At 69.0% G+C, this 25,936-nt stretch carries 22 protein-coding genes; 9 read left to right on the top strand and 13 right to left on the bottom strand.

Annotation, left to right across the window (positions count from 1 at the left end; all coding sequences use genetic code 11):
• Position 1: 1 nt before the first annotated feature.
• The 5 genes from DJ017_RS09670 to DJ017_RS09650 all read right to left on the bottom strand — a co-directional run bounded on the left by DJ017_RS09670 (position 2) and on the right by DJ017_RS09650 (position 7,086).
• Complete coding sequence (locus tag DJ017_RS09670) at positions 2 to 1,393, bottom strand: aspartate aminotransferase family protein (protein ID WP_111528523.1); 1,392 nt, start codon at positions 1,391 to 1,393, stop codon at positions 2 to 4.
• 11 nt (positions 1,394 to 1,404) lie between these two features.
• Entirely contained in the window at positions 1,405 to 2,064 is a 660-nt protein-coding gene (locus DJ017_RS09665) for an MtnX-like HAD-IB family phosphatase (RefSeq protein ID WP_111528522.1), read from the bottom strand.
• A gap of 79 nt (positions 2,065 to 2,143) precedes the next feature.
• Positions 2,144 to 3,553 carry an ATP-binding protein gene (locus DJ017_RS09660; RefSeq protein ID WP_111528521.1) on the bottom strand — a complete coding sequence of 470 codons (1,410 nt, stop codon included), beginning with the start codon at positions 3,551 to 3,553 and terminating at the stop codon, positions 2,144 to 2,146.
• The gene (locus DJ017_RS09655; RefSeq protein ID WP_111528520.1) at positions 3,550 to 4,212 is read right to left on the bottom strand and encodes a response regulator transcription factor; all 663 of its coding nucleotides are present in this window, start codon (positions 4,210 to 4,212) and stop codon (positions 3,550 to 3,552) included. The genes DJ017_RS09660 and DJ017_RS09655 overlap by 4 nt, the downstream gene beginning before the upstream one ends.
• A gap of 102 nt (positions 4,213 to 4,314) precedes the next feature.
• Positions 4,315 to 7,086: a TonB-dependent receptor gene (locus DJ017_RS09650; protein ID WP_111528519.1), complete on the bottom strand. Its 2,772-nt coding sequence runs from the start codon at positions 7,084 to 7,086 to the stop codon at positions 4,315 to 4,317.
• Positions 7,087 to 7,547: 461 nt separating this feature from the next.
• On the opposite strand from DJ017_RS09650, the gene DJ017_RS09645 reads away from it, so the two are divergent.
• Complete coding sequence (locus tag DJ017_RS09645; protein ID WP_111528518.1) at positions 7,548 to 8,495, top strand: hypothetical protein; 948 nt, start codon at positions 7,548 to 7,550, stop codon at positions 8,493 to 8,495.
• 252 nt (positions 8,496 to 8,747) lie between these two features.
• On the top strand, positions 8,748 to 9,191 hold the full coding sequence (locus tag DJ017_RS09640) for a helix-turn-helix domain-containing protein (protein WP_111530039.1): 444 nt from the start codon (positions 8,748 to 8,750) through the stop codon (positions 9,189 to 9,191).
• Positions 9,192 to 9,218: 27 nt separating this feature from the next.
• On the opposite strand, the gene DJ017_RS09635 is transcribed toward DJ017_RS09640, so the two are convergent.
• The 3 genes from DJ017_RS09635 to DJ017_RS09625 form a co-directional block, all read right to left on the bottom strand.
• Entirely contained in the window at positions 9,219 to 9,749 is a 531-nt protein-coding gene (locus DJ017_RS09635; RefSeq protein ID WP_111530038.1) for a methylated-DNA--[protein]-cysteine S-methyltransferase, read from the bottom strand.
• Positions 9,739 to 11,241, bottom strand: coding sequence for an AlkA N-terminal domain-containing protein (locus DJ017_RS09630; RefSeq protein ID WP_111528517.1), 1,503 nt, complete (start codon positions 11,239 to 11,241; stop codon positions 9,739 to 9,741). Before DJ017_RS09630 ends, DJ017_RS09635 begins: the two co-directional genes overlap by 11 nt.
• A gap of 84 nt (positions 11,242 to 11,325) precedes the next feature.
• Positions 11,326 to 12,627, bottom strand: coding sequence for a spinster family MFS transporter (locus DJ017_RS09625; protein WP_111528516.1), 1,302 nt, complete (start codon positions 12,625 to 12,627; stop codon positions 11,326 to 11,328).
• 263 nt (positions 12,628 to 12,890) lie between these two features.
• On the opposite strand from DJ017_RS09625, the gene cysD reads away from it, so the two are divergent.
• Positions 12,891 to 13,844, top strand: coding sequence for a sulfate adenylyltransferase subunit CysD (gene cysD, locus DJ017_RS09620; RefSeq protein WP_111528515.1), 954 nt, complete (start codon positions 12,891 to 12,893; stop codon positions 13,842 to 13,844).
• Entirely contained in the window at positions 13,844 to 15,748 is a 1,905-nt protein-coding gene (gene cysN / locus DJ017_RS09615) for a sulfate adenylyltransferase subunit CysN (RefSeq protein WP_111528514.1), read from the top strand. The genes cysD and cysN overlap by 1 nt, the downstream gene beginning before the upstream one ends.
• A gap of 109 nt (positions 15,749 to 15,857) precedes the next feature.
• Here the strand turns inward: cysN and DJ017_RS09610 are convergent, their stop codons facing one another.
• The 3 genes from DJ017_RS09610 to DJ017_RS09600 all read right to left on the bottom strand — a co-directional run bounded on the left by DJ017_RS09610 (position 15,858) and on the right by DJ017_RS09600 (position 18,875).
• Complete coding sequence (locus DJ017_RS09610) at positions 15,858 to 16,874, bottom strand: zinc-dependent alcohol dehydrogenase family protein (protein WP_111528513.1); 1,017 nt, start codon at positions 16,872 to 16,874, stop codon at positions 15,858 to 15,860.
• A gap of 68 nt (positions 16,875 to 16,942) precedes the next feature.
• A complete protein-coding gene (locus DJ017_RS09605) occupies positions 16,943 to 17,704 on the bottom strand; it encodes an N-acyl homoserine lactonase family protein (protein ID WP_111528512.1) in 762 nt (253 codons plus the stop codon).
• 10 nt (positions 17,705 to 17,714) lie between these two features.
• A complete protein-coding gene (locus DJ017_RS09600) occupies positions 17,715 to 18,875 on the bottom strand; it encodes an MFS transporter (protein ID WP_111528511.1) in 1,161 nt (386 codons plus the stop codon).
• 96 nt (positions 18,876 to 18,971) lie between these two features.
• Between DJ017_RS09600 and DJ017_RS09595 the strand changes: the two genes are divergently transcribed.
• Genes DJ017_RS09595 through DJ017_RS09585 form a run of 3 tightly spaced genes read left to right on the top strand, consistent with a single transcriptional unit; the run spans position 18,972 to position 22,062 of the window.
• A complete protein-coding gene (locus DJ017_RS09595; protein ID WP_111528510.1) occupies positions 18,972 to 20,249 on the top strand; it encodes an aminotransferase class III-fold pyridoxal phosphate-dependent enzyme in 1,278 nt (425 codons plus the stop codon).
• A complete protein-coding gene (locus DJ017_RS09590; RefSeq protein ID WP_111528509.1) occupies positions 20,249 to 21,673 on the top strand; it encodes an amidase in 1,425 nt (474 codons plus the stop codon). The genes DJ017_RS09595 and DJ017_RS09590 overlap by 1 nt, the downstream gene beginning before the upstream one ends.
• A 5-nt stretch (positions 21,674 to 21,678) precedes the next feature.
• Positions 21,679 to 22,062: a DUF423 domain-containing protein gene (locus DJ017_RS09585; protein ID WP_319417945.1), complete on the top strand. Its 384-nt coding sequence runs from the start codon at positions 21,679 to 21,681 to the stop codon at positions 22,060 to 22,062.
• 10 nt (positions 22,063 to 22,072) lie between these two features.
• Here DJ017_RS09585 and DJ017_RS09580 read toward each other — a convergent pair whose 3' ends face one another.
• Positions 22,073 to 22,729 carry a beta/gamma crystallin-related protein gene (locus DJ017_RS09580; protein ID WP_111528508.1) on the bottom strand — a complete coding sequence of 219 codons (657 nt, stop codon included), beginning with the start codon at positions 22,727 to 22,729 and terminating at the stop codon, positions 22,073 to 22,075.
• A 143-nt stretch (positions 22,730 to 22,872) separates the two neighbouring features.
• On the opposite strand from DJ017_RS09580, the gene DJ017_RS09575 reads away from it, so the two are divergent.
• Both DJ017_RS09575 and DJ017_RS09570 read left to right on the top strand, forming a co-directional pair.
• The gene (locus DJ017_RS09575; RefSeq protein ID WP_111528507.1) at positions 22,873 to 23,280 is read left to right on the top strand and encodes a ribonucleotide reductase subunit alpha; all 408 of its coding nucleotides are present in this window, start codon (positions 22,873 to 22,875) and stop codon (positions 23,278 to 23,280) included.
• Between the two features lie 69 nt (positions 23,281 to 23,349).
• Positions 23,350 to 23,889 carry a flavodoxin domain-containing protein gene (locus DJ017_RS09570; protein ID WP_111528506.1) on the top strand — a complete coding sequence of 180 codons (540 nt, stop codon included), beginning with the start codon at positions 23,350 to 23,352 and terminating at the stop codon, positions 23,887 to 23,889.
• Here the strand turns inward: DJ017_RS09570 and DJ017_RS09565 are convergent.
• Positions 23,828 to 25,933, bottom strand: a complete 2,106-nt coding sequence (locus DJ017_RS09565) for a discoidin domain-containing protein (protein WP_165830584.1) — start codon at positions 25,931 to 25,933, stop codon at positions 23,828 to 23,830. The two genes, DJ017_RS09570 and DJ017_RS09565, sit on opposite strands and share 62 nt — an antisense overlap.
• Positions 25,934 to 25,936: the final 3 nt, after the last annotated feature.

Genomic DNA, 25,936 nt, shown 5'->3' with positions numbered 1-25,936 from the left:
ATCAGCCGGCGCAGCGCCTCAGGAGCTGGTCGATCAGGCGGATGCCGAGGTCGATCTCGTCCTTGGTGATGTGCAGCGACGGCGCGAGGGTGATGACGTTCTTGTAGTAGCCGCCGACGTCGAGGATCAGGCCGCACGACTTGCCGTTGCCGGCGTCGAGATCGCCCTTCATGCCTTCCTCGGCCATCTGGTCGAGCAGGGCTTTGTTGGGCGTCCAGCCGTCCGCCTCGCAGATCTCGGCGCGGAGGGCGAGGCCCAGGCCATCGACGTCGCCGATCTGCGGCCAGCGCTTCTGGAGGTCCTTGAGGCCGTCCAGGAAGTAGGCGCCCTTCTCGGCGACGGAGCGCTCGTAGTCGTCCTCAGCGAGCATCCGCATCACCTCTAGCCCCACCGAGGTGCCCATCGGGTTGGAGTTGAAGGTCGAGTGGGTGGAGCCCGGCGGGAAGAGGGTCGGGTTGATCAGCTCTTCCTTGGCCCAGAGGCCGGAGAGCGGGTTGAGGCCGTTGGTCAGGGCCTTGCCGAAGACCAGCACGTCCGGCTCGACGCCGAAGTGCTCGATGGACCAGAGCTTGCCGGTCCGGAAGAAGCCCATCTGGATCTCGTCGACCACGAGCAGGATGCCGTAGCGGTCGAGCACCTTCTTCAGCTCGATGAAGAAGTTCTTCGGGGGGACGACGTAGCCGCCGGTGCCCTGGATCGGCTCCACGTAGAAGGCGGCGAACTCCGCCTGGCCGGTCTTGGTGTCGAGGACGCCGTTGTACTCGGTCTCGAACAGCCGCTCGAACTTCTGGACGCAGTAGGAGCCGTACTCCTCCTTGCTCATGCCCTTGGGGCCGCGGAAGTGGTAGGGGAACTCGATGAACTGGGCCCGCTCGCCGAAGTGGCCGTAGCGGCGGCGGTAGCGGTAGGACGAGGTGATCGCCGAGGCGCCGAGCGTCCGGCCGTGATAGCCGCCCTCGAAGGCGAACATCAGGCTCTTCCCGCTGGTGGCGTTGCGCACGATCTTGAGGCTGTCCTCGACCGCCTGCGCGCCGCCGACGTTGAAGTGCACGCGCCCCTTATTGCCGAACTTCTTCTGGGCGTCCTGGGCAATCATAGCCGCGAGCTCGACCTTCTCGCGGTGCAGGTACTGCGACGCGACCTGCGGCAGGGTGTCGAGCTGACGGGCCGCCACGGCGTTCAGGCGCGGGTTGCGGTATCCGAAGTTGACCGCCGAGTACCACATCTGCAGGTCGAGGAACTCGCGGCCCTCGGCGTCGTACATGTACGAGCCTTCGCAGCCGGTGAAGAACTTGGGATCCGGCAGGTAGTGCACCGTGTCCCCGTAGGAGCAGTACTCGGTCTCCAGGCGGCGCAGCTCGGCCTCATCGAGGGCCGGGATGGCGTCATACATGCGGATACTCCTTAGAGCGCAGTCGCGCGCCGCGCCGCGAGAAGCGGCGCCAGCATCGCGGTGATGTCGTGGAAGGTTTCGTAGACGTGGTGCGGCTGGCCGCGGCCGGCGGCGTAGTCGGCCAGCTTGTCCTTGGCGAAGAGGAGGTCGGCGCGTTGCGAGACGCAGAAGTCGGAACGGCCGTCGCCGACGTAGACCAGGGTGTCGGAGGGCGCGGCGCGCAGGGCGGCCGCCTCGCACTTGCAGACCCCGGAGCCGGCGGCGCAGCCCTCGCGGCGGTGCGGCTGCTCGAGGCGGCGAGCCCCCGCCTCGCCCGCCAGTTCGTTGGAGACGATGGGCAGGTCGCCCAGGCCGTGGCGGCCGAGGATCCGCCGAATGAAATGGTCGACGCCGTCGCTGATGATGGTCAGGGGCAGGTCGTGGTCGGCGCACCAGGCGGCGAAGGCGCAGAAGCCCGGGTCGAGCTCGATCTCGTCGAGCACCGCGTCCAGCTCCGCGTCCGAGCCGCCGATCAAGGCCACCTGGCCGCGCATGCAGGCCGCCGCATCGATGCGCCCGGCGACCCAGTCGCCTTCCAGCTGCTCCCATTCCGGCGCAGCCAGCCGGCTCAGGACGCGATCCGTCGTGTCGACGACCGAGATCGTCCCGTCGAAATCACAGAACACATGCATTGAACGACGCCGTCCTCTCCCCCGAGGACGGGCCTTAGATGCTCAAGCTGATGCCAAACTGATGGGATCCGCCCAAAAACTAGGCGGCTTCCACTTTCCGCGCCGGCAGGTCGACGACCACCCACAACCCGGGATCGCCGTCCTCGCGATCGCGCAACTCCAGGCGCCCAGCGAGCAGGCGCACGGCCTCGTTGACGATCGACAGACCCAGGCCCGACCCGTTCGCCGCCGCGCCGGGGCCGCGGTAGAAACGCTCCAGGACGCGGGCACGCTCGGCGGGCGGGATGCCGGGGCCGCGATCGGCGACGCTCAGGCGCAGACGCCCCTCGCCGCGGGACAGGACCACCGCCACCTCCGAGCCTTCCGGCGCATGGTTGATCGCATTCTCGATCAGGTTGGCGGCGATCAGCCGCATGAGCACCGCATCGCCGCCGGGGAACGCCCCCTCGCCGTCGAACGACAGCTCGACCTGCCGGCGCGCGGCCAGGGGCGCGAGATCGGCGATCGCCGCCACTGTCTCGTCCCGCAGGTCGCCGGAGCCGGCCGCCGAGCCCTGCGCCCCCAGTCTCGCGAGCGTCAGCAGGCCGTCGGTCATGGCCGCGGCCCGGTCGACGCTCTCGACCAGTTGCTGCGTCATCAGCTGGCGCTCGGCGGGATCGGCCTCACTGGCGATCAGCTGGGCCTGGAGCTTCACGGCGGCCAGCGGCGTGCGCAGCTGATGGGCGGCGTCGTCGACGAACCGGCGCTCGTTCTGGACCGCGCGGTCGATGCGTTCGAACAGGCGATTGATGGAGCGGACCAGAGGATGGAGGTCCCGCGGCCAGGCGTCGAGCGACAGGGGCGAGAGGTCGCGCATGGTGCGGCGGCCGATCTCGGCGATGAGGGTGCGCAGCGCGCGAAGGCCGTCGCTCAGGGAGAGCCAGATCAGGACCCCGGCGGTTGGCACGAGCAGCAGCAGGGGCACGGCAAGGCCGAGCGCGATCCCCTGCACCAGCACGAGGCGGATGTCGGACCGCTCGCCGATCTGCACGGTCACCTTCTTGGCCGGGACGTGCAGGGTGTAAACGCGCCAGCGGTCCTGAGGTCCGTCGATCTCCCCGAAGCCGTTTTCCGCCGGCGGCGCAGTGACCGGCGGCCCGGTGTCGGAGCGCATCACGAGCTTTGCGCCGCGCCAGATGCGGAACATCCGCCAGTCCGCGTAATTGTCGAAGGCCTGGCGATCCTCGGGACTGAGCAGGGCGGCGTCGTCCACCTCCAGTTCGGACAGGGCGCCCGGCGAGGGCGCCTCCTTAAGCTCCTCCGACATCAGGGCGCGCAGCACGTTGGCGCCGATGATCAGCTGGCCGTCATAGATCTCGTTGATCCGCCGCTGGGCGGTGAGGAAGGCGAGAAGCCCGACTACCGTCACGATGACCAGCAGCAGCACGCCCACCCGACCGAACAGCGCCGCGAGGAGCGAGGTGGGACGTTGGAGGGGGCGGCGGCTCATGCGCCCTTCGGGATCGTGTAGCCGAGACCGCGGGCGGTCACGATGAGGCCGCTGCCGAGCTTGCGGCGCAGGCCATAGACTGCGGTCTCGATGGTGTTGCTCTCCACCTCGGTGGTGTCGTCGTAGAGCGCGCCCTCGAGCTCCTCTTTCGAGACGAACTGGCCCATCCGGCGCATCAGCGCGGCGAGCACCTTGAACTCCTTGGCCGTGACCTGAACGGCGGCCCCCTGAAGCGTGACGGTGCGCGCGGCGAGATCGACACGAACGCCGTGGGCCTGCAGCGCGTCGCTGGTGCGCTGCTCTCTGCGCCGGATGTGGGCGCGGATGCGGGCCAGCAGTTCCTCGAGGTCGAACGGCTTCACCACATAATCGTCGGCCCCGGCGTCCAGCCCCTCCACCTTCTGCTCCGGCCGGTCTCGCGCGGTGACGATGATCACCGGTGTGGCGTCGCGCCGGCTGCGCAAGGCCTTCAGGGCGTCCAGCCCGCTGGCGTTGGGCAGGCCCAGGTCCAGCAGGACGAGCGCATAGCTCTGGACCCGCGTGGCGGCCATCGCCTCGTCGCCGGTCACCACCAGGTCGACGGTGTAGCCCGCCCCCTGGAGCGCCCGCTTGAGGCCCCGACCGAGCATCGGATCGTCTTCGGCGATGAGCAGCCGCATGGGCCTAGCTAGAGCCTCGCGCGCCGCCACAGCAAGGCCGAAAGGCAGCAAAGGAAAAGGCGCCCCGCAGATGCGGAGCGCCTTCGCCGTGATCAGCAGATCCTAGAAGAAGCGATACTGCAGCTCGATGCCGTAGGTCCTCGGCGGGGTGATCGGATAGGTGCTCGCGACACCCTCGACCACCGGCACCCGAGCGCCGCCGGTCGCACCCGTCTGACCCAGGGTGTAGCCCTGGATGAAGCCGGCGCGGCGGTTGGCGTCCGCGCCGCCTTCGTAACCGACGTCGTTGAAGATGTTCTTCACGAAGGCGATCACGGTGTACCGGTTGTCCCGGTCCTTCCAGCTCAGGCGCGCATCCCACTGATCGTAGGAGGGCGACTGGTAGTACGACCTGTTGAAGATCGAGCCGTACTGCTTGTCCCGCCAGACGTAGTTCAGCGAGCCGATCAACGAGCCGGCGTTCATCTCGACGGTGTAGTTCACGTTGACCGCGAGCTTGTTCTTCGGCGCGTTCGGCAGGTTGTTGCCGGACAGGTCCTGGCCACGCTGAGTGTAGCCGGTGAAGACGTCACAGCTCGACGGCGCGCCCACCGGGTTGGTCGTGCAGGCCGCCAGCGGCGTAATCGGCTTCGCCCCCGGCGCGAGCGCCGTCGGATCGGCCTTGTCGACGACGCCCAGCGCCTTGGTCACGTGGGCGTCCAGGTAGGAGTAGTTGAACAGGATCTGCAGGTGGTCGATCGGTTGCCAGATCGACTCCAGCTCGATGCCCTGAGAAACGGCCTCCGGGATGTTGTAGAAGATGGAGTTGGCCTGAGCCACGCCGCCCGAGGTCTCGGCGATGGTGATCGGGATCTGCGCGTTCTTGTACTTGTAGTAGAAGGCCGCGATGTTGGCCTGGAAGGTCCGGCCGAAGTCCTTCTTCAAGCCGATCTCGAACGCGTCGGCATGCTCCGGGTTGGTGTTCGGCGAGGCCCCGATCGTGGTGTCGATACCGATCCGGAAGCCACCGGCCTTGTAGCCGCGCGAGTAGCGGGCGTAGGCCATGGTGCCGGGCTCGGGATCCCACTGGATGCCGGCGGTGCCGGTCGTCGACGACCACTTGTTGTCGTAGTGGCGCGTCGCGAAGCCGTTCGCCGGATCGACCGTGGTGGTCGAGGAGACGCCGGGCGGCAGGCTTCCGGCGGTGCCGTAGCTGACGACGCCGGCGCCCCGCTGGGTCAGGTCGATGTAGAAGTTCTGGCCAAGCAGCTCGGGCGAAACACCGCAGGCCTGGACGTCGTAGCAGAGCAGCCGCAGCGATTCCTGACCGAACTTGTGGTCCTCGGTGTAGCGCAGGCCGAGGGTGGTCTTGAACTGCGGCGCGAACTTCCAGTCGATCTGGCCGAACACCGCTTTGGAGGTGATCTCCAGGTGCGGCCGGTCGTCGTAGATCCGGTTGTTGCCCGGCAAGGCGGGGCACAGACCGCCGGTGTTGGTGCACACGGCGTTGCTCAGGTTGAGCCCGAGCCCCTGCGCATCCACCAGCGTGGTATAGACCGGCTGGTTGTAGTCTTCGTCGTAGTAGTAGAGACCGCCGATCCACTGCAGCGGACCATCGTCAGTCGAAGCGATGTTCAGCTCGTGGCTGTACCAGTTTTCCTGCTCCTGGTAGTTGAACGCATACCTCGGCCGCACCGTCGGACCAGCGCCCGGAATGACCGTGGTCGTGGTCGTCCCCGGAATGGCGCCCGGCGGGAGGACCCGCGGCAGGGTGTAGGAGAGGATCGGCGCCTGGTCGACCGGCGTCGGGCCCGTCAGGAAGTAGTGGTAGTGGGTGCCGCCGCCCACGTATTTCACATCGAACTTGTCGAAGTGGTAGGTGAACTCGCTGGCGAAGATCATCGTGCCCGTGAGCTTCACCTGATAGGGCACGTCGCTGGTGAACTTGTGGGCGCCGTCGAGCGCGCCGTTGTGGCACGCCTGCGCCAGGGTCATCCCGGCCGGGACCTGGATGTTGGTGACGCCGGTGCCCGTCCGGCAGGCGTAGCCGGCCGTCGGCACGAGGCCCGCGGTGACCGCCTCGTAGGTCGGAAACTGGAACGGGGTCCAGCTGTTGCGCGAACCCGGTCCGCCGCCGTCGTTGTGCCAGTCCTGCCAGGCCAGCTTCATCCAGCCGTCGAGGTGGTCGTTGAATTTGAACTTCAGCTGACCTTCGACGTACTTCGTGTCGATGATGTTGCCTTCGTCCGGCATGCCCGGAACGGTGTTCTTGAACCACCCTTCCGTCTGCTTGGTCCAGTTGGCGCCGAAGCGGAACTGCACCCCCGGAATGAGGGTCGGCCCCGAGACCGCACCCTCCAGGACGCTCATGTTGTAGTTCTGGTACTGGGCGCGGGCCTCGGCGTACCAGTCCTCGGTCGGGCGCTTCGAGATGATGTTGATGGCGCCGCCGATCGAGTTGCGGCCGTAGAGGGTGCCCTGCGGCCCCCGCAGCACCTCGATCCGGTCGACGAAGAGCGGCGTCTTGCCCGCTTCCGTCGTCGACGAGGTGTAGATCCCGTCGGAGTACTGGGCCACCGAGCCTTCGGCGGCGTGGACGTTGGTGTTGCGCCCGACGCCGCGCAGCGTGTTGCGGTCGTTCTGGGCGTTGTATTCCAGGCCAGGCGTGAAGTTCGTCAGATCGGTGATCGTGTTGACGCCGAGCAGGTCCCGCTTCTCCGACGTGAAGGCGGAAATCGCCACCGGCACGTCCTGCAGACTCTGTTCACGCTTTTCGGCCGTGACGACCAGCTCCTCGATCACGTTGCTCTGCGAACGCGTCTGCGCGTGGGCGGTGGCGCCCATGAACGCAGCCGCGACGGCGCCGGACGCCAAAAGGTGTCCCTTCCAATTCATTAGGTCTGCCTCCCCAGACTAATACGAGCGCTTTTTGTTTTTACGCTTCGGAATGGAAGCTGAGGCACGAGCACACGCTGCGTCAACAGTGATTTATCAGTGATAACTTACGCATCGATCAGAAGTTGTGCTGATCTATTCTGAATACCCGATATTCAATTTCCGTGCAGTTTGTCGGGTATGCCTTTCCGCCTCTGAAATGAAGCAGACTTTTGAATTCTTGGTACGCCCGTTCTGACGCGCATTACACCCAGTGATTGTCATCGATCTCGATGATGTCGGGGCGCGCTCGGCGAGCGCCGCGCGGCCGCTGAGCGCTCGCGCCATGCGATCGTGGGAACCGTTCTTTGAGCCGGAGGATTGCGCGCCTGGGCGCGGCGCTTCGCCGCGGTCGGCCGGCCGAGCGTAAGGTTAAGCTGAAACCAACGGGTCCGCCGGCGTCTTGGCGGACGAGGAAGCGAATGACCGCCGCGCAACCCTCATTCGACACGGTCAGCCTAGTCACGCTGCTGACCATCCCCTGCATCCTCGACGCCTCGATGGTCGGGCGTGAGGATCGCGACTTCATGGACGCGCTCATCCTGCTCGCCGTGGTGCAGGCCAACGTGGCGCCGCTGATCCGCGATCGGGACCTGCAGCGGGCCTACGGCGGCGCCGACGAGCCCCCGCCCGACGAGCTGAGGCGGCCCGTCAGCATCAACGCCATCGCCCACTCGCTGCGCCTGCCCTACGAGACGACGCGCCGGCGGATCATGAGGCTCGCCCGCGAGGGCGCCTGCGACATCGGCGAGAGCGGGGTGATCGTGCCCACCCGCGAGCTGGCCTCGCCGCGGCATGTCATGGCGCTGATGGCCATCTGGCAGCAGATCCACGCCCTTTACCTGCGGTTGCGCGACTTGGGGCTGATGGACGAGATGATCGCCCCGGCCGATCGGGTCCGGTGGGACGCCGCCGCCGGCGAACCGCCTGTGCGCGCCGTCATCCGCATCGCCTCGGACTTCATGCTGCGGCTGATCGACAACACCACGGCGCAGTTCGGGGGCCTTGTGGCCGGGGTGATCTGGTTCGCCATCCTGCGGGCCAACACCGAGCACCTGTCCACCGAGTCCCGCCCCGGCCTCGCCGACGACGGCAGGCGCCGGCCGGTGCGCATCGCCGAGATCGCCGGGCGCCTGTCGGCGCCGCAGGAGACGGTGCGCCGCTACGCGGCCGAGCTGGCGGCCCAGGATCTCTGCGAACGCGGGGCCAAGGGCTTCGTGGTGCCGGCCGAGGTGCTGGCGCGGCCGGAGTCCATGAAGATCCTGACCGAGAACTTCAGCGACCTGCAGCGCATGTTCTCCGGCTTCGCGCAGCTGGGCGTGCTTGCCGAGTGGGACCGCCAATCGCCTCCCCTGCAAGGCGTCGCCTGACGCCCCGTCAGGGCCCACGAGGGCCGGGTGCGGCGGACCGACGCAACCTCGGACCTAAACCCCAAATTGAGTATGACGCGCCTTCAACCTCGCGCCCCCTTGGCCTTATCCACAGCTCATTCGGCGGCCGAATAACGGCGACCAGAGAGCCCGCCCACGGGCCACCCGCTTCGGCCGAATTGCAGACTTGGAGCGCGTGTTTCGATGACTGGCACCTCGCATAAGGATTTCATCTCCAGCCTCTCGACGCCGATGGGCGGTGACGAGGCCGGCGCCGGTCCGCATCCCGTCGATCGCCATGTGGGCCTTCACATCCGCATGCGCCGCAAGGCGCTCGGCATCAGCCAGGAGCGCCTGGCCGAAGCCCTCGGCCTGACCTTCCAGCAGGTTCAGAAGTACGAGCGCGGCGCCAACCGCGTGTCCGCTTCCAAGCTCTGGGAGATCGCCCGCGCCCTGAAGACCAACGTGGCCTACTTCTACGAAGGCCTCGAGGACGAGGCCAACGACGCCGCCCGCGGATTCATGGGCGCCAACGCCCAGGAATTCCTGCTGACGCCGGAAGGCATGGAGCTGGCCGCCACCTTCCCGAAGGTCCGTCGCCCGGGCCTGCGCCGCAAGGTGCTCGATCTCGTGCGCGCCATGGCCGAGATGGAAGCCGACGAGCGCGACCAAGCCCCGCTGTCACTCCTGAAGTAGGGTTCTTCAAGGCGGCCTGGGTCGAACCTAGGCCGCCATCTGCTCCTTGAAGCTGGCGCCCTCGTGGGCCAGCAGCCAGCGCTTGCGGGGAAGGCCCCCGCCATAGCCGGTCAGCGACCCGTCGGCCCCGATCACCCGGTGGCAGGGCACGACCAGGCTGATCGGATTGGCTCCGTTGGCCAGGCCGACCGCACGCACCGCCGTCGGCCTGCCGATCCGTTCGGCGAGCTGGGCGTAGCTCAGGGTCTCGCCGCGCGGGATCGTGCAGAGCGTCTCCCACACCTTCAGCTGGAACGGCGTCCCCGACGCCACCCACGCCACCCCGTCCAGGGCTGAAGCGTCGCCGGCGAAGTAGGCAAGCAACGCCTGGCGCACCGGCCCGGCGCAGCGCCCCTCGGCCAGGGGCGTCTTCGGATAGTGGCGGCCGATCCAGGCCAGCATCCTGGCCTCGTAGTCGCGCCAGTTGAACGCCCGCAGGCGCCCGGCCTCGTCGGTCACCACCAGCGCCTCGCCGATCGGAGTGGCGAGACGTTCGAGCGTCAGTCGCTCAGGCCGCATGTCGGTCATGGGTCTTGGTCCTCTTGGTTTCGGGTTCGGCGGCGTCGGCCGCCCACAGGTGTTGCGCCGCATAGGCCCGCCAGGGGCGCCAGGCCTGGCTGCGGGCCAGCAGGGCGTCCGGCGTGGGGCGTGTCCCGTCGGGGGCGGCCATGGCCCGCAGGAGGCCGATGTCGGCATGGGGGAAGGCGTCCGGTTCGCGGAGCTCGCGCAGGGCGATGTACTGCGCGGTCCACTCGCCGACGCCCGGCAAGGATGAGAGCGCCTGGATCGCGCTCTCGAGGTCCGCGCGCGGCGTGAAGATCGCCGGATCGGCCGCCACGGTGCTGGCCAGCGCCTCCAGCGCGGCGCCGCGCGCCCGCGGCATGCCGAGCGCCGCGATGTCCTGCCCGACCAAGCGCTCCGGCGTCGGGAAGACGCGCGTCAGGCCGAGCTTGGCCGCCGCGGCGTCCTCGATCGGCTCGCCATAGGTCGCCACCAGCTTGGCCGCGAGATTGCGCGCCGCCGTGACCGTGATCTGCTGGCCGAGGATGGCGCGCACCGCCATCTCGAAGCCGTCCCAGGCGCCCGGCGCCCTGAGGCCCGGTCGCGCCGCGACCAGCGGCGCCAGGGCCTCGTCCTGCGACAGGTGCGCGCCGATCCGGTGCGGATCCGCCGTGAGGTCGAAGACCCGGCGGACGCGGGCGATCACCGCCGGCAGGGCCTTCAGCTTCGGGAAGCGGATCTCCGCCACCAGGAAGTCGCCCTCGCCCGGGGCGACCACGACAAGGCCTGTGGCGCCCTCTACGGACAGAGTCCGCGCATAGCGCCGGGCGCTCACCGTCTCGACGCCGGGGATCGCCCGCGCCGTCAGGAAGCCGATGATCGCGTCCCAGTCGTAGGGCGCGCGGTAGGGCAGCTTCACGGTCACGCCCGCGGTCTCGGCGCTCGCCTCTCCCGCCAGTCGGCGCAGCGCGCCCGGCGGCCGTCCGAAGAGTTGCTGGAAGGTCTCGTTGAAGCGCCGCACGCTGCCGAAGCCGGAGGCGAGCGCCACCTCGGCCATCGGCAGGCGGGTCTCCTGGATGAGCTGCTTGGCGAGCAGCACCCGCCGCGTCTGGGCGACGGTGATCGGGGCTGCGCCGAGGTGCTGGCGGAACAGGCGGCGCAGCTGGCGCTCGCCCACGCCGAGTCGGGCGGCGAGCGCGTCGACGTCGCCGCCGTCCAGCGCCCCGCCCTCGATTAGCGCCAGGGCCCGCGAGACGGTGTTGGAGGTCCCGCGCCAGGCTCCGAGGTCCGGCGAGGCTTCCGGCCGGCAGCGCAGGCAGGGCCGGTAGCCCGCCTCCTGCGCCGCCGCCGCGCTCGGATAGAAGGTCATGTTCTCCGCCTTGGGCGTACGCGCCGGGCAGATCGGGCGACAGTAGATGCCGGTAGTCTTCACGGCCCCGAAGACGCGGCCGTCGAAACGGGCGTCCCGGGTCTGGAAGGCGCGGCGGCAGGCTTCGAAATCCATGTCCATGGCGCGAAGGTGCGCCTCACTCCGCGAGAAGTCTCGCGGTTTTCGGACACAGATGGTGGGCGATTGGCGGCTTTCGGACTACGATCACACCGCCGCCGCGAGGCGCTTGTCCCGCGCGATCGAGGCCGAGGCGGCCAGGTGGGTCAGCACGGTGCCCAGCACCATCGGCACGAGCGCGGCGAAGCCCACGGCCAGCGAATGGTCGCCATAGGCCGGCTTGGCCATGTCGCTGATCCGGCCGACGAACACCGGCCCGCCGCCCAGCCCAACGAGGTTCAGCACGAAGAGCAGGGTCGCGCCGGAGATCGTCCGCCGGGCCGGCGGGACGGCGTTCTGGACCACGGCCAGGGCTGGCGCGAGGTACATGTTGTTCAGCAGGGCCGGCACGGCGATGAAGGCGAGCGTCAGCTGCCAGGTCGGCGCCCACAGGATCAGCAGCCAGAACGGGATCGTCACGGTGAAGGCGACCGCCGGGATCCAGGCGTACCAGCGCCGGTCCATGTGGCCGAGGCGGTCGGCGAGCCAGCCGGCCAGGAAGGTGCCGATCAGCCCGGTGATCCCGAGCACCAGGCTGTAGTAGGCGGCGACCTCGGTGAGGGACATGCCCTTCACGCGGATCAGGAACGGCGGATTCCAGGCGAGGCCGGCGTAGCCTACGAAGGCGGAGAGCCCGCTCGAGACCGCGACCAGCACCAGGGTGCGATTGGCGAAGTAGGCGCCGACGGCGCTGAGCAGCGGCGGTGGCGGTTCGTGCGCCGCCTGCCCGTCGGCGACGGGATCGAGCCCGCCGCGCTTCGGCTCACGCACCACCAGGAACAGGATCAGGGCCATCAGCAGGCCCGGCGCGCCGACCCAGTAGAAGGCCATGCGCCAGCCGTAGTTGGCGGCGATCCAGCCGCCGATGGCCGAGCCCAGCATCGAGCCCATCGGCACGCCGAGGGAATAGATGGCGAGGCCCGTACCGCGCTCCTTGGCCGGGAAGTAGTCGGAGATCAGGGAATAGGACGGCGGCGAGCCGCCGGCCTCGCCGACGCCGACGCCCATGCGCATGATCGCCAGCTGCACGAAGTTGGTCGCCGCCCCACAGCCCATGGTGAAGAGGCTCCAGAGGCCGCAGGCCGCCGACATGATCCAGATGCGCTTGATGCGGTCGGCCAGCCAGCCCACCGGGATGCCGCAGAAGGTGTAGAAGGCGGCGAAGGCGATGCCCCCCAGCATGCCGAGCTGGGTGTCGGTGAGGTTCAGGTCCTTGCGGATCGGCTCGGCGAGGATCGAGAGAATCTGACGATCCAGGAAGTTGAGCGTGTAGACGACCGCCAGGATCCAGACGACCAGATATCGGTAGCCGGGCCGTGACGTCTCACCGGTCATCGCCGCTGCGGCCATCCGGTTTCCCCCCTTGTTGTTGTCGGACGCGCCCGCTTTTCGCGGTTTCGAAAGGTCCGCAGGTTTCCCTATGCGTCATGTTGCACGCCGCCTTCGTCCCCGCCAAGCGGGGATCGCCACGAACCCTCACGTCGCATGAAGATTTCCTGGGGGTCCCGCGGGTTGCCCGAGCCCCGGCGCTTCTCTAAGTCAGCCGCGGGCCGAACGTGCGTCGATCATCCGATGCGCGGAACATTGTCGTAAGTATTGTAAGGTCCTTACCCATGGACGCTCGCGTCGGGCCCAAGTCCGCACTCCAGGAAGGCGCGCTCTCGCCGCACATGCTCACGCACCTGCAACGCCTCGAGGCCGAGAGCATCCACATCATGCGCGAGGTGGTCGCCGAGTGCGAACGCCCGGTGATGCTCTATTCCATCGGCAAGGACTCGGCCGTGATGCTGCATCTGGCGGCCAAGGCCTTCTTTCCGTCCAAGCCGCCGTTCCCGCTCCTCCACGTGGACACCACCTGGAAGTTCAAGGCCATGTACGAGATGCGCGAGCGCATGGCCCGCGAACTCGGCTTCGAGCTTCTCGTGCACAAGAACCCCGAGGCGCTCGAGAAGAACATCAACCCGTTCGACCACGGCTCGGCGCTGCACACCGACATGTGGAAAACCGAGGGCCTGAAGCAGGCGCTCGATAAGTACGGCTTCGACGCGGCCTTCGGTGGCGCGCGCCGCGACGAGGAGAAGTCCCGCGCCAAGGAGCGCATCTTCTCGTTCCGCTCGGCCCAGCACCGCTGGGATCCCAAGAACCAGCGCCCCGAACTCTGGCGGCTCTACAACACGCGCAAGAACCCCGGCGAAAGCATCCGGGTGTTCCCGATCTCGAATTGGACCGAGCTCGACATCTGGCAATACATCTACCTTGAGAACATCCCGATCGTGCCGCTCTACTTCGCCGGCGAACGGCCGGTGGTCGAGCGCGGCGGCACGTTGATCATGGTCGATGACGAGCGCATGCCCCTGCATGCGGGCGAGACGCCGATGATGAAGTCGGTGCGCTTCCGCACCCTCGGTTGCTATCCGCTGACAGGCGCCATCGAGAGCACGGCCGCTACCCTGCCCGAGATCATCCAGGAGATGCTGCTCACCACCACCTCGGAGCGTCAGGGCCGGATGATCGATCACGACCAGGCCGCCTCGATGGAGAAGAAGAAGCAGGAGGGCTACTTCTGATGGCCCACCAGAGCGCCCTCATCGCCGAGGATATCGAGGCCTATCTGAAGGCCCACGAGGTCAAGAGCCTGCTGCGCTTCCTGACCTGCGGCTCCGTGGACGACGGCAAGTCGACCCTGATCGGCCGCCTGCTCTACGATTCCAAGATGATCTTCGAGGACCAGTTGGCGGCCCTCGAGGCCGACTCCAAGAAGGTCGGCACGCAAGGCGGCGAGATCGACTTCGCCCTCCTGGTCGATGGCCTCGCCGCCGAGCGCGAGCAGGGCATCACGATCGACGTGGCCTACCGGTTCTTCTCCACCGACAAGCGCAAATTCATCGTCGCCGACACGCCCGGGCACGAGCAGTACACGCGCAACATGGTGACCGGCGCCTCGACGGCCGACGCCGCGGTGATCCTGATCGACGCGCGCAAGGGTGTGCTCACCCAGACCCGGCGCCACTCCTACCTCGTCAGCCTCTTGGGCATCCGCCACGTGGTGCTGGCGATCAACAAGATGGACCTGGTGGGCTACGACCAGGCGGTGTTCGACCAGATCGTCGCCGACTACACGGCCTTCGCCGAGCAGATCGGCCTGACCCGCTTCACGGCCATCCCGATGTCGGCCCTCAAGGGCGACAACATCACGGAGAGCTCGGAACAGATCGCCTGGTATTCGGGCCCGCCGCTGATGCGCTGGCTGGAAGAGATTCCGGTCGAGGACGACCTTCGCGAGAAGCCGTTCCGGATGCCCGTCCAGTGGGTCAACCGGCCGAACCTCGACTTCCGCGGCTTCTCCGGCCAGATCGCCTCCGGCGTCGTCCGCCCCGGCGACAAGGTGAAGGCCCTGCCGTCCGGCCGCGAGAGCACCGTCGAGCGCATCGTCACCTTCCGCGGCGACCTGCCCGAGGCGGTCGCCGGCCAGTCGGTGACCATCACCCTGGCAGACGAGATCGACGTCAGCCGCGGCGACGTGCTCGCCGAGGCCAAGGCGCCGCCGCCGGTTGCCGACCAGTTCGAGGCGACCCTCGTCTGGTTCGACGACGAGGCCATGCTGCCCGGGCGACCCTACCTGATGAAGCTCGGCACGCGGACCGTCTCGGCCCAGGTCACCGAGCCCAAGTACAAGGTCAATGTGAACACGCTGGAGCACCTGGCCGCCAAGCGTCTGGAGCTCAACGAGATCGGCGTGGTGAACCTCTCCACCGACGCCCCCCTCGCCTTCGATCCCTATGCGGAGAACAAGGACCTCGGCGGCTTCATCCTCATCGACCGGATCTCCAACCGGACGGTGGGCGCGGGCCTTCTCAACTTCGCCCTGCGTCGCAGCCAGAACATCCACTGGCAGGCGCTCGACGTGGACAAGCAGGCGCGGGCCGCCGCCAAGGGGCAGAAGGCGCGCGTCGTCTGGTTCACCGGCCTGTCCGGCGCCGGCAAGTCGACCATCGCCAACCTGGTGGAGAAGCGCCTCCACGCCGAGGGCCGCCACACCTATCTGCTCGACGGCGACAACGTGCGCCACGGCCTCAACAAGGACCTCGGCTTCACCGAGGAAGACCGGGTCGAGAACATCCGCCGTGTCGCGGAGGTGTCGAAACTGATGGTCGACGCCGGCCTGATCGTGCTGGTCTCGTTCATCTCGCCGTTCCGCGCCGAGCGCCGCATGGCGCGCGAGCTGCTGGCGGAGGGCGAGTTCGTCGAGGTGTTCGTCGACACCCCGATCGCGGAAGCCGAGCGCCGCGACGTGAAGGGCCTCTATGCCAAGGCGCGCGCCGGCCAGCTCAAGAACTTCACCGGCGTGGATTCCCCCTACGAGGCTCCGGAGAACGCGGAGATCCGCATCGATACCACCGCCACCGATCCCGAGACGGCCGCCGAGGAGATCGTCGCCTGGCTGGAACGCGGATTTGATCCGGGGATCTAAGTTCTGCGGCGGAACCCTCTGCGGCGACGCCTGTTAATCGGAGCGCTCGGAAATCCGAGCAAGCCCTCGAGTCTCGAGCCCGGCGGTCATCCCGCCGGGCTCTTTTCGTTCAGAACTCCAGGACGATCTTGCCGAAGTGCGAGCCGGCGGCCATCGCCTCGAACGCCGCCTTGGCCTCGGTCCACGCGAAGACCTTGTCGACCACCGGCTGGATCTTGTGCAGCTCGATGGCCTGGCACATCGCCTCGAACGCCTCGCGCGAGCCGACCGACAGGCCCTGCAGCTTGGCCGAGTTGCCGATCAGGGCGGCCGGGTTGAACGGATTGCCCGCCCCTGCGACGACGCCGATGATGGCGATGTGGCCGCCGATGCGGATCGCCCGCATCGACTGCTCGATGGTGCCGCCGCCGCCGACCTCCAGGATGATATCGGCCCCGACGCCGCCGGTCGCGGCGCGCACGCCCTTCGACCATTCGGGATCGGACTTGTAGTTCAGCCCGACGTCAGCCCCGAGCTCGGCGGCGCGCTTGAGCTTGTCGTCCGACGAGGAGGTGATGATCGTCTTCAGGCCGGCCGCATGGGCGAACTGCAGGCCGAAGATGGAGACCCCGCCCGTGCCCTGCAGAACCGCCGTGTCGCCGGGCTTCAGACGCGCGTCCTCGAAGAGGCCGCGCCAGGCCGTGAGCGCCGCGCAGGGCAGGCAGGCCACCTGCTGGTCGGTGAGGAAGTCGGGGACCTTCGATAGGCCTTCCTGGCTGAAGACGCCCAGCTCCCGGCCGGCGCCCGGAATCGGGAAGCCGAGGGCGGTGGAGATCTTCTCCAGGGTCGGCGGGCCCGAGATCCACCCCTGGAAGAACAGCGTCGCCACCCGGTCGCCGACCTTGAACCGGGTCACGCCGGGACCGATCGCCTCGACGACCCCGCAGCCGTCCGAGAACGGGATCACCGCGCCGCTGGCGCTGGGCGCGCGGCCGTAGATGCCGTTGACCATCAGGAAGTCGCGGTAGTTCAGGGACACCGCGCGCATGCGCACCAGCACCTCGCCAGGCCCTGGCGTGGGATCGGGAAGATCCACCACCTCCAGCCGGTCCAGCCCCCAGGGTTCGGTCACCTGCAGAGAACGCATTCGTCTTTCCTCCCAACGCGGCGCCATCTAGGCCCGCCGGAGGAAGCCGCGGCAAGACTGTCCTCGCGTTAGCTCCGCGCAGCCGGCAGGACGGGCCGCTCGCCCCACTGATCCGGGTCGTGGCCATAGACCATCACGGTGGCCGCCTCGCGCAGCGCCAGCAGCGCATCGAGCGAGCGGTTCATCGCCTCGGCGTCCGAGTAGTCCGGGAAGGACCGTGTCTCCGCGACGCGGCAGTTGTAGCAGGCGTCGGCCACCAGGATATGGTCGCCCTGGGCGCTACGCACGCGCAGCGACTGGTGTCCTGGCGTGTGGCCATAGCTCGGGAGGCAGACCGCCGAGCCGTCGCCGAACAGGTCGTGCTCGCCGTCGACGAGCCGCACCGCATGACCCAGGTCGAAGAACCGTTTGCGCAGCCCGTAGTGGCCCGCCGTCTCGCGATCGAAACCCGCTTCCCACTCGCGTCGCTGGATCACCACCTCGGCGTTCGGGAACTCCCGCAGCCCGCCGACATGGTCGAAGTGCAGGTGCGAGACCACGACCTGGCGCACGCGCGCCGGATCGATGTCGAGGCGCTCCAGATGCCGCGTCGCGGTCTCCTCGGGCGTAAGGCTCGCGTCGATGTCGGTGGCCCGCAGCGCCTGGCGATAGCTGTCGTCGTAGTCGACCATGCCGGCCGGCAGGCCGCAGTCGAAGAGCGCGACGCCGTCCGGGTGCTCGAGCACATAGAAGGGAACCGGCACCGAGACCGGCCCCGTTCCGGCCATGCCCATGCCTTCGGCGCTGCCGTGGAACTGGCCGCAGACGCAGCCGAACAGGCGAAGGGTCATGGACGCCTCCCTAAGGGTCGAGCCGGCGCATGCCGTAGAGCCGCAGCGCCCCGATGAAGCCTGCCGCCGACATGGCGCTCATCAGAAGATAGCCGTGCGCGCCGTAGCGGTCGAACAGCCAGCCGGAGCCCATGGTCGCCACGCCGGAGATCACCCCGCCAGAGAGGGCCGAGTTGATCGCCTGGGCCGCCGAGGCGTTGCGCGGCGTCGACAGCCGTTCGACGAGTTGCAGCGAAGCGAGGAACGTCGCGGCGTAGGAGAGCGTGTGCAGGGTCTGCAGCGGGAAGACCACCCAGAGCGGCGGCGAGAAGGCCAGCACGCTCCAGCGGACCACGGCCGCCGCGCCTCCGAGCGCCAGCAGGTTCCGCGCCCCCATCCGCCGCCGCCACGGCTCCATGAACCACATGAAGAGGATCTCGGTGGTCACCCCCGTCGCCCAGAGCATGCCCGTGAGGCTCTCGGGAATGCCCTGATGCTTCCAGACGAGCGTCGAGAAGCCGTAGTAAAAGGCGTGCGCCGACTGGATCAGGCCCGCCGACAGCACGGCCGTCATGAACACCGGATCGGCGAGCAGCTCCTTCAGCCCGCCCATGCGGTCGGAGAGGTGCGGCGCGTGCCCGGCCTCGTGCACCTCGTCGGGCGGCAGCAGGAGCCGCGCGCAGAGGCTGGCGAGCCCCGCGGCGGCCACCATCCAGACCAGCACCAGCTCCGGCGAGCCCCAGGTCAGGATCGCGCCCATTCCGACATTGCCGACGATGAAGCAGGCCGAGCCGATGCCGCGCGGCCATCCGTAGTTGAAGCCGTCGCGCGCCGCCCGCTTCAGCACCAGCACGTCCGTCAGCGGGCTCATGGTGGTGAACATCGAGGAGGCGGCGAACCAGACCACCGCCCACCAGGCGAAGCCGAACGGCGCGGCCATGGCCACGTAGAGGGCGGTCACCGCCACGCCGAGCACGATCAGCGCCGTGCGGCGAAGGCGGAAGCTGTCGGCCCAGACCGCCAGCAAGGGCGCGGTGAAGGCGCGCGCCAGCATCGGCAGGGAGAGGATCAGCCCGATCTTCGCCCCGGAGAGGCCATGGTGGGCGAACCACACGGGCAGGTAGGGCGAGGAGACGCCCGTCCCGATGTAGAGGGCGCCGTAATAGAGGCCGAGGCGCACGGGCAGCGACATGACCGGCGCATATCAGGAGTCGCCGCCCAGGACTCGCCGGGCGTTGCCGCAGGGCTCCGGGAGCGTAATGTCTGATCGGCGATAAGGGAGAGGCGGATGCAAGGCGCCAACAGCCGCGACCGGCAGCTTCGCGAACGCGCCGAGGCGGTGATCCCCGGCGGGATGTACGGGCATCAGGCCGTCGGCCTCCTGCCCGATGACTATCCGCAGTTCTTCGAGAAGGGCGAAGGCGCCTACATCTGGGATGTCGACGGGCGCCGCTACCTCGACTTCATGTGCGCCTACGGCCCGAACCTGTTCGGCTACGCCAATCCGCAGATCGACGCCGCCTACGTCCGCCAGCTCGGCCTCGGGGACACCCTCACCGGCCCGACCGCGCTGATGGTGGAGCTGGCCGAAGCCATGGTCGGCATGGTCAGCCACGCCAGCTGGGCCATGTTCTGCAAGAACGGCACGGACGCCACCTCGATGGCGCTCACCGTCGCCCGCGCCCATACTCGGCGGAAGAGCGTCATCCGCGCCAAAGGGGCCTATCATGGGGCTGCGGCCTGGTGCACGCCGCGGCCGGCCGGGGTCATCGAGAGCGATCGCGCGCACCAGCTCTTCTGCGATTACAACGACGTGGCCTCGCTGGAGGCGGCCGCGGCCCAGGCCGGCGATGATCTGGCCTGCATCTTCGCCGCCCCTTTCAAGCACGACGCCTTCATCGATCAGGCCGAGCCCGACCTCGCCTATGCCCGCAAGGCGCGCGAGATCTGCGACCGGACCGGCGCGCTACTGATCGTCGACGACGTGCGCGCCGGCCTGCGCCTCGCCCGCGACTGCTCCTGGTCGAAGATCGGGGTCCAGCCCGACCTCTCCACCTGGGGCAAATGCATCGCCAACGGCCACCCGATCTCGGCCCTGATGGGCTCCGAGGTCGCTCGCAAGGCGGCCGCCTCGATCTATGTGACCGGCTCCTTCTGGTACCAAGCGGCCCCCATGGCCGCCGCGCTGGAGACCCTGCGCCTGGTGCGGGAGACGGATTACCTGGAGCGCATCACCGCACTCGGTCAGCGGCTGCGAGACGGTCTCGCCGAGCGCGCGCAGGCGGCGGGCCTTGCCATGCGCCAGACCGGGCCCGTGACCATGCGGCTCTTCCTGTTCGACGACGACCCGGACCTCAGGAAGGGGTTCTGCTTCGCCTCCGCCCTGCTGGAGCGCGGCGTCTACACCCATCCCTGGCACAACATGTTTCTTTGCGCGGCCATGGCCGAGGCCGACATCGACCTCGCCCTCGACTCGGCCGAAGCCGCCTTCGGCGTGCTGAGCCGCGGGGCGGCAAGCCTGGCGCCCGTCGAGAAGCTCGCCTTCCTCTCCGCCGGAGCCCGCTGATGGACGACTACGCCGACTACGATGGCCTGGGCCTGGCCGAGCTCGTCCGCCGCAAGGCGGTCAGTCCCGCCGAACTGGTGGAGGGCGCCATCGCCCGGATCGAGCGCCACAATCCGACGCTCAACGCGGTGGTCTACAAGGGCTTCGACGATGCGCGCCGCGAGGCGGCCGGCGAGCTGCCGGACGGGCCGTTCAGGGGCGTGCCCTTCCTGATCAAGGACCTGGCCATGCCGGTGGCCGGATGGCCCCGCACCTCCGGTTCGCGATTCGCCAAGGACGTGGTCGACCAGGAAGACGGCGGCCTCACCCGACGCTACCGGGCTGCCGGCGTCGTCGCCCTGGGCAAGACCAACACGCCCGAGTTCGGCATCACGGGGACCACCGAGAGCGCCCTCCTCGGCCCGTGCCGCAATCCCTGGAACCCGGAGCATATCGCCGGGGGATCGTCCGGCGGCTCGGCCGCCGCGGTGGCCGCCGGGCTCGTGCCCCTCGCCCACGCCTCCGACGGATTGGGCTCGATCCGGATCCCCGCCGCCTGCTGTGGCCTCGTCGGCCTCAAGGTGACGCGGGACCGCAATCCCAACCTGCCCGACGGCTACGACTATGCCCTGGGCAACGTGGTCGACCATGTGGTCACCCGCACCGTCCGCGATTCCGCGGCGATGCTGGACGCCACCGGCTATCCGGCGCCCGGCTCGCCCTATCCGCCGCCGCCCAAGGCGCGGCCGTATCTGGAAGAGGTTTCCGCCTCGCCGGGCCGGCTGCGCATCGCCTGGTCCTCCGAGACGCCCTCGGGCCGCCCGATCAGCCCAGAGGTCCAGGCCGCGCTGGAGGCCACGGCCGAGCTGCTGCGCCGCCTGGGACACGAGGTCATCGAGCGCGGGCTCGGGGTCGACTACCGGGCCCTCTACGCCTCGCGCGGCCCCGCCGCGGCGGCGAACTTCGCGGCCGGCATGGCCCGCCTGATCGCCGAGATCGGCCGTGAGCCCGAAGAGGACGAGCTGGAGCCGCTCACCTGGGCCTCCCTCAAGGCCGGCCGGCGCCAGACCGGCGCGGACGTCATGTGGTCCCTGCAGGAAACCCGCATCCTGAACCGCGCCACCCTCGGCGCCTTCGAGGATATCGACGTTTATCTCTGCCCGGTGATGGGCGAGCCGCCGCCGAAGATCGGCTTCATCGACCCCGTGGGCCTCGAGCCCAAGGAGGTGAACCGCCGCCAGGGCCGCGTCTTCCCGTTCACGCCGCCCTTCAACTTCTCCGGCCAGCCTTCCATGTCGCTGCCGCTGGCCATGTCGGCGTCCGGCCTGCCGATCGGGATGATGTTCACGGCCAAGTATGCGGACGAGGCCACCCTCTTCCGCCTCGCGGGCCAGCTCGAGAAGGAAGCACCCTGGAAATCCCGGCGGCCGCAGGTCTGGGGCTGATCGACGTGTGGACCCGCCGCAACTGGATGACGCTCGCCGCGCTCGCCGGCTTCCTCTCCGTGGCCGTCGGCGCCTTCGCCGCGCATGGCGTCAGCAATCCGGCCGCCCGGGAGCTGCTCAAGACCGGCTCGCAGTACGCCTTCATGCACGCCATGGCCACCATCGCCTGCGCCGTCTTCATGCAGCTGGGCGCCCGGCGCGCCCGCCTCGCACCGGCGTTCTTCCTCGTCGGAATCGTGCTGTTCGCCGGCTCGCTCTACGCCCTGGCCGCCGGCGCGCCGCGCTGGGTCGGCGCGATCACGCCCTTCGGCGGCCTGAGCTTCCTCGCCGGCTGGGCGGTGCTGGCCTGGGCCGCCCGCGCCGTCGATCCGGCTGAGCAGCGAAGCTAGACGCCGCGGCTCACCACGCCGGCCGCAGGGACGAGATCGACTCGCTCATGCCGAACATCCGCGTGTCCGGCGTGCTGCGGTCGATGGTGACGCACCGGCCGCCGTAGTTGGCCTCCGTGCAGACCAGCCAGGGGCCGGAGCGCCGCTCGATGCGGATGGAGCGCACCCGGTCGTTCAGCCCGCTGCGATGCAGGTCCTGGATCGGGCCATAGAGCCGAAGAGGGCGGCCGCGGTAACCGGTCCCCTCATAGACCGTCGCCATCGCCCGGCCATTGGGGCGCTCGCCATAGCCGTAACGGCCATCGTTACCGTAGCGCCCGTCATAGCCCCGGTCGTACGGAGCCTCGCGCGGATAGTCGCGCGGCGCGCCATTCGGCATGGCGGGCGGCGCGCCGCCGCCCGGGCCGGTGCAGATCAGGCCGCCGGACGGATCGACCATGATCGGCGTGCTGCAGCTCTCAATGTTGATGCTGGACTCGCCCGAGCCCCGGGTCCCGCGGCACCAGGCCTTCAGGAACTGGCCCTCGACGCGGATGTTCGAGCACTGGCTCTGGTAGGGCCCCGGCGGCAGGGGGAAGGACCGGTCGTATCGCGGCTGCGACGCCGCCGGCACGGCGAGCGAGAGCGCCAGGGCAGAAAGGGCAGAAAGGCCAAGGATCATGCGCATGGTCTGCTCCTCGTGGGACGGTAAGCCTGACCTCAAACGCCTGAGCTGCGCGGCAGGGCTCAGCCGCCCTTAATCCTGCGGCGAAGCGCGCGGTTTGATGTGGCGCAAGCCGCCGGCTCCGGGAACAGGGCAAACAGGCGGCCATGTCCTCTGAATCCCATTTCCAGCAGCTCATCCGCGCCGCCGCCACCCAGGCCGAGCCGCACCAATTGCTGTTCGTCTTCGCCGCCGCCGAGCTTCCGGGTGAGGCCTCGGCCGCCCAGGCCCGTCGATATGCGGAAGGCCGTGGCGGCGCCCTCTCGCCCCTGATGTGCGTCGACAAAGCTCCGGCCGACCTCGACGGCTTCGAGACCCTGGCCGAGGAATCCAGCCGGGCGGGCCCGCCCTGGCAGGTGGTGTTCGCCGCCGCGCTCTCAGGCGAGGGCGGCCGGCCACCGGCCCACGACCGCATCCAGGCGGCGCTGCAGTCGATGGTCGAGGCGGTGCGCGCCGGCGGAGTCGGCCGGTTCGCCGCCTACGACGCCGAGGGCGAGCCGCTCCTGTTCCGCTAGGCGCTCGCCGATGGCGCAGGGCCGGGTCGCGTCCTAGATGCGTTCAAGGGGTGGTAAGAGGAGCCGGCCATGCGCGTCCTGATCGTCTACGGCACCACCGAAGGGCACACCCGCGATCTGGCCCACTTCGCCGCCGAGCGCCTGCGCGCGACTGGTCACCAGGCGACAGTGGAGGAAGCCGGCCCCGACGAGCGCCATCCCGATCCTGCGGCCTATGACGTCGCCATCCTCATGGCCTCGCTGCACGTCGGCCGCTACCAGGCGGCCCTCACCCATTTCGCCCATGCCCGGCATGAGGCGCTGAACGCCATGCCGAGCGCCTTCGTCTCGGTCTCGCTGTCGGCGGCCGGGGTCGATCCCCACGACTGGGAGGGCGTGGGCCAGTGCGACGCCCGCTTCCAGCAGGAGACCGCCTGGACGCCGAAGGCGATCCACCATGCGGCGGGGGCGATCCGCTACAGCCAGTACGACTTCTTCAAGCGGCTGGCCCTGAAGTTCATCGCCGCCCAGCGCGGCCAGAAGACCGTCACCTCGCGGGATTACGACCTCACCGACTACGAGGCGCTCGCCCGCTTCGTGCTGGAGTTCGCGCCGCCCGCGAAAGGATGACCGTCAAGCTGTCCGCCGGCAGCCGGATCTCGCCCCCGGCCGCCTCCCAATGGGCCGGCGGCAGATCCAGGCTCGGCCTGCCGTTCACCCCGTCGGGCCGCCAGCGGTACTGGTCCGGACCGTACTGCCACACGTCCAAACGGCCCGCTGCCCACGGCTTGACCGTGAAGGCCTGGGTGGCGCTTCGGTTCAACACCATGGTCGCCAGGCGCCCATCGGGGCGCGCCACCGCATAGGCCACCACCGCGCCGGCCGGCGCCTCGCCGTCCAGGTGCGTGGCATAGAGCCTGTGCAGGCCGTGGCCCGGCTGCAGCCAGGTCTGCGAGATCAGGCGCGAGGCGAAGAACTGCGGCAGGCGCTCGGCCGCCTGACCGTTCGCATCCGCCAGGAAGGGGGTCATGTTGCCGTAGCCGGCGCAGGCCAGGTGCTGGTTGATCGGCGTGTTGGGGCCGTAACCGAACATGTAGGCCGCATCGCCGCCCTCGCTCAGGAAGTGACCCAGGAGGTCGGCCTGCAACAGGGCGCTCGGCAGTTCGACCATGGCCTGACCGGAAAAGGCCGAGAAGCCGTACTCAGCGATCACCTTGGGCGTGGTGCGCGGCACGCCCTCGGCCTCGAGGCGCTTCAACATGCCATCGAGCAGCGCGTCTTCAGCGATCAGCTTGGCGTGGATGTCGCCGCAGATATCGTCGAACGGATAGTGCTCGAAGGAGAAGAACTGCAGGTCCGACAGGCGGCCGCGGCTCTTCAGATAGGCGATGAAGCCGCGGTTCCAGGAGCGCGCCGGCCCATGCACCAGGGGCAGATCCGTCGCCGCGCTCTGCATGGACGGGCCGCCATACTCCAGGCGAGGGGCGATCGCGCGCAGGCGGTCGAGGGTGGCCAGGTAGAGGGCGCCGTAGTCGGCCGGCTCGCCGTACTGTCCGTCCGGCTCCTCGCCCAGTTCGATGCGCCTCAGCGGATAGCCCCGGCGGGTCAGATAGCGGATCAGCGCCTCGGCGTTCTCCGGCGTGTCGAAGAGCACGCCCACCGGCATCATGATCGGCAGGCCGTTGCCGAGCCCGCTCTGGAAGATGCGATCCACCCCTACCTGTTCGAGGTTCGGGTCACGGTCGGCGGCGCGATGCCACGGGTCGGTGGACGAGACGTGCGTGAAGGTCTGGTCGTCGTGCGAGGCGGCGTGGCGCACCGCGTCGTGGAAGACGCCATCGGCGCCGGTGACGCCGAACGAAACCTCCCGCACAGCGTAACCCAAGCGGTCTCGCACGTCGGCCGAACCGGGCGGGGCCGTGCCGGAGGGCGTCTTCAGGAGGATCCGCAGGAACCGCGCCGTCACCGGCCGCTGGGCGATGCGCCGGGTCTCTGCGCCGCCGCGCGCCTGGGCGACCCGCCCCATGGGAAAGGTCACCCAGTCGCGCTCGGAATCGTAGTCGTCGGGGCCGTCCCAGTACTGGACCTCGTAGGCGCTGGCGTAGGGGTCGGCCCAGTCGATGCGCACCGTATCGATGGGGGTCGGGGCGTCGAGGCGAACCTGGATCCACTGCGGCCGGCCCGCCGCCTCGTGGGTGTAGCGAACGTCCAGATAGGGGTTCGACTTCCAGAAGGTGGCGAGGTCCCCGTCGGTCAGCCGCGAGAAGTCGAGGTTGTTGGCGTTGTCCTGGGTGTCGCCGCGCCGCGGCAGACGGTAGCCCCACGACAGGGTCACGGGCTGCTTTGGCCGGTCGCTGGAGGTCCAGTAGCCCTGGGCATGGGCCGGATCGCTCCAGCGCCCCTCCTCCGTCCAGTGCCAGGCCTCGATGCCGAGCTCGGTGCGGAGGCGATAGGTCAGGGAGCGCAGGCCGAGGCTGCGCATGGCCGCGATGTTGTGGGGCGTGAACAGCCGATCGATCTCGCCGCGCGTGGAGCCGTCCACGCCGCCGCCGAGTGCGGTGTCCGGCCGGAAAGCAGCCTTCAGGCCGGCCGGTGACCGGTCGACCCGCAGGTTGAGCGGCGCCGCATTCGAGGCTCCCGCGACGAGCGCCAGACCCAGCGGGAGCCAGCGCACGCC

Source organism: Phenylobacterium soli (assembly GCF_003254475.1).
GTDB classification, from domain to species: domain Bacteria; phylum Pseudomonadota; class Alphaproteobacteria; order Caulobacterales; family Caulobacteraceae; genus Phenylobacterium; species Phenylobacterium soli.
Note: the sequence above shows the minus strand (reverse complement) of the source record. Positions and strands in the feature narration are given on the sequence as shown.

What these genes read in the sequence shown, in the direction of transcription:
- DJ017_RS09595 (WP_111528510.1), top strand. Translation starts at nt 18,972, where the DNA reads ATGCAAGGCGCCAACAGCCGCGACCGGCAGCTTCGCGAACGCGCCGAG.
- DJ017_RS09670 (WP_111528523.1), bottom strand. Translation starts at nt 1,393, where the DNA reads ATGTATGACGCCATCCCGGCCCTCGATGAGGCCGAGCTGCGCCGCCTG.
- cysD (WP_111528515.1), top strand. Translation starts at nt 12,891, where the DNA reads ATGGACGCTCGCGTCGGGCCCAAGTCCGCACTCCAGGAAGGCGCGCTC.
- DJ017_RS09655 (WP_111528520.1), bottom strand. Translation starts at nt 4,212, where the DNA reads ATGCGGCTGCTCATCGCCGAAGACGATCCGATGCTCGGTCGGGGCCTC.
- DJ017_RS09660 (WP_111528521.1), bottom strand. Translation starts at nt 3,553, where the DNA reads ATGAGCCGCCGCCCCCTCCAACGTCCCACCTCGCTCCTCGCGGCGCTG.
- DJ017_RS09650 (WP_111528519.1), bottom strand. Translation starts at nt 7,086, where the DNA reads ATGAATTGGAAGGGACACCTTTTGGCGTCCGGCGCCGTCGCGGCTGCG.
- DJ017_RS09635 (WP_111530038.1), bottom strand. Translation starts at nt 9,749, where the DNA reads ATGCGGCCTGAGCGACTGACGCTCGAACGTCTCGCCACTCCGATCGGC.
- DJ017_RS09580 (WP_111528508.1), bottom strand. Translation starts at nt 22,729, where the DNA reads ATGCGCATGATCCTTGGCCTTTCTGCCCTTTCTGCCCTGGCGCTCTCG.
- DJ017_RS09600 (WP_111528511.1), bottom strand. Translation starts at nt 18,875, where the DNA reads ATGTCGCTGCCCGTGCGCCTCGGCCTCTATTACGGCGCCCTCTACATC.
- DJ017_RS09665 (WP_111528522.1), bottom strand. Translation starts at nt 2,064, where the DNA reads ATGCATGTGTTCTGTGATTTCGACGGGACGATCTCGGTCGTCGACACG.
- DJ017_RS09575 (WP_111528507.1), top strand. Translation starts at nt 22,873, where the DNA reads ATGTCCTCTGAATCCCATTTCCAGCAGCTCATCCGCGCCGCCGCCACC.
- DJ017_RS09610 (WP_111528513.1), bottom strand. Translation starts at nt 16,874, where the DNA reads ATGCGTTCTCTGCAGGTGACCGAACCCTGGGGGCTGGACCGGCTGGAG.
- cysN (WP_111528514.1), top strand. Translation starts at nt 13,844, where the DNA reads ATGGCCCACCAGAGCGCCCTCATCGCCGAGGATATCGAGGCCTATCTG.
- DJ017_RS09630 (WP_111528517.1), bottom strand. Translation starts at nt 11,241, where the DNA reads ATGGACATGGATTTCGAAGCCTGCCGCCGCGCCTTCCAGACCCGGGAC.
- DJ017_RS09605 (WP_111528512.1), bottom strand. Translation starts at nt 17,704, where the DNA reads ATGACCCTTCGCCTGTTCGGCTGCGTCTGCGGCCAGTTCCACGGCAGC.
- DJ017_RS09590 (WP_111528509.1), top strand. Translation starts at nt 20,249, where the DNA reads ATGGACGACTACGCCGACTACGATGGCCTGGGCCTGGCCGAGCTCGTC.
- DJ017_RS09570 (WP_111528506.1), top strand. Translation starts at nt 23,350, where the DNA reads ATGCGCGTCCTGATCGTCTACGGCACCACCGAAGGGCACACCCGCGAT.
- DJ017_RS09640 (WP_111530039.1), top strand. Translation starts at nt 8,748, where the DNA reads ATGGGCGGTGACGAGGCCGGCGCCGGTCCGCATCCCGTCGATCGCCAT.
- DJ017_RS09625 (WP_111528516.1), bottom strand. Translation starts at nt 12,627, where the DNA reads ATGGCCGCAGCGGCGATGACCGGTGAGACGTCACGGCCCGGCTACCGA.
- DJ017_RS09645 (WP_111528518.1), top strand. Translation starts at nt 7,548, where the DNA reads ATGACCGCCGCGCAACCCTCATTCGACACGGTCAGCCTAGTCACGCTG.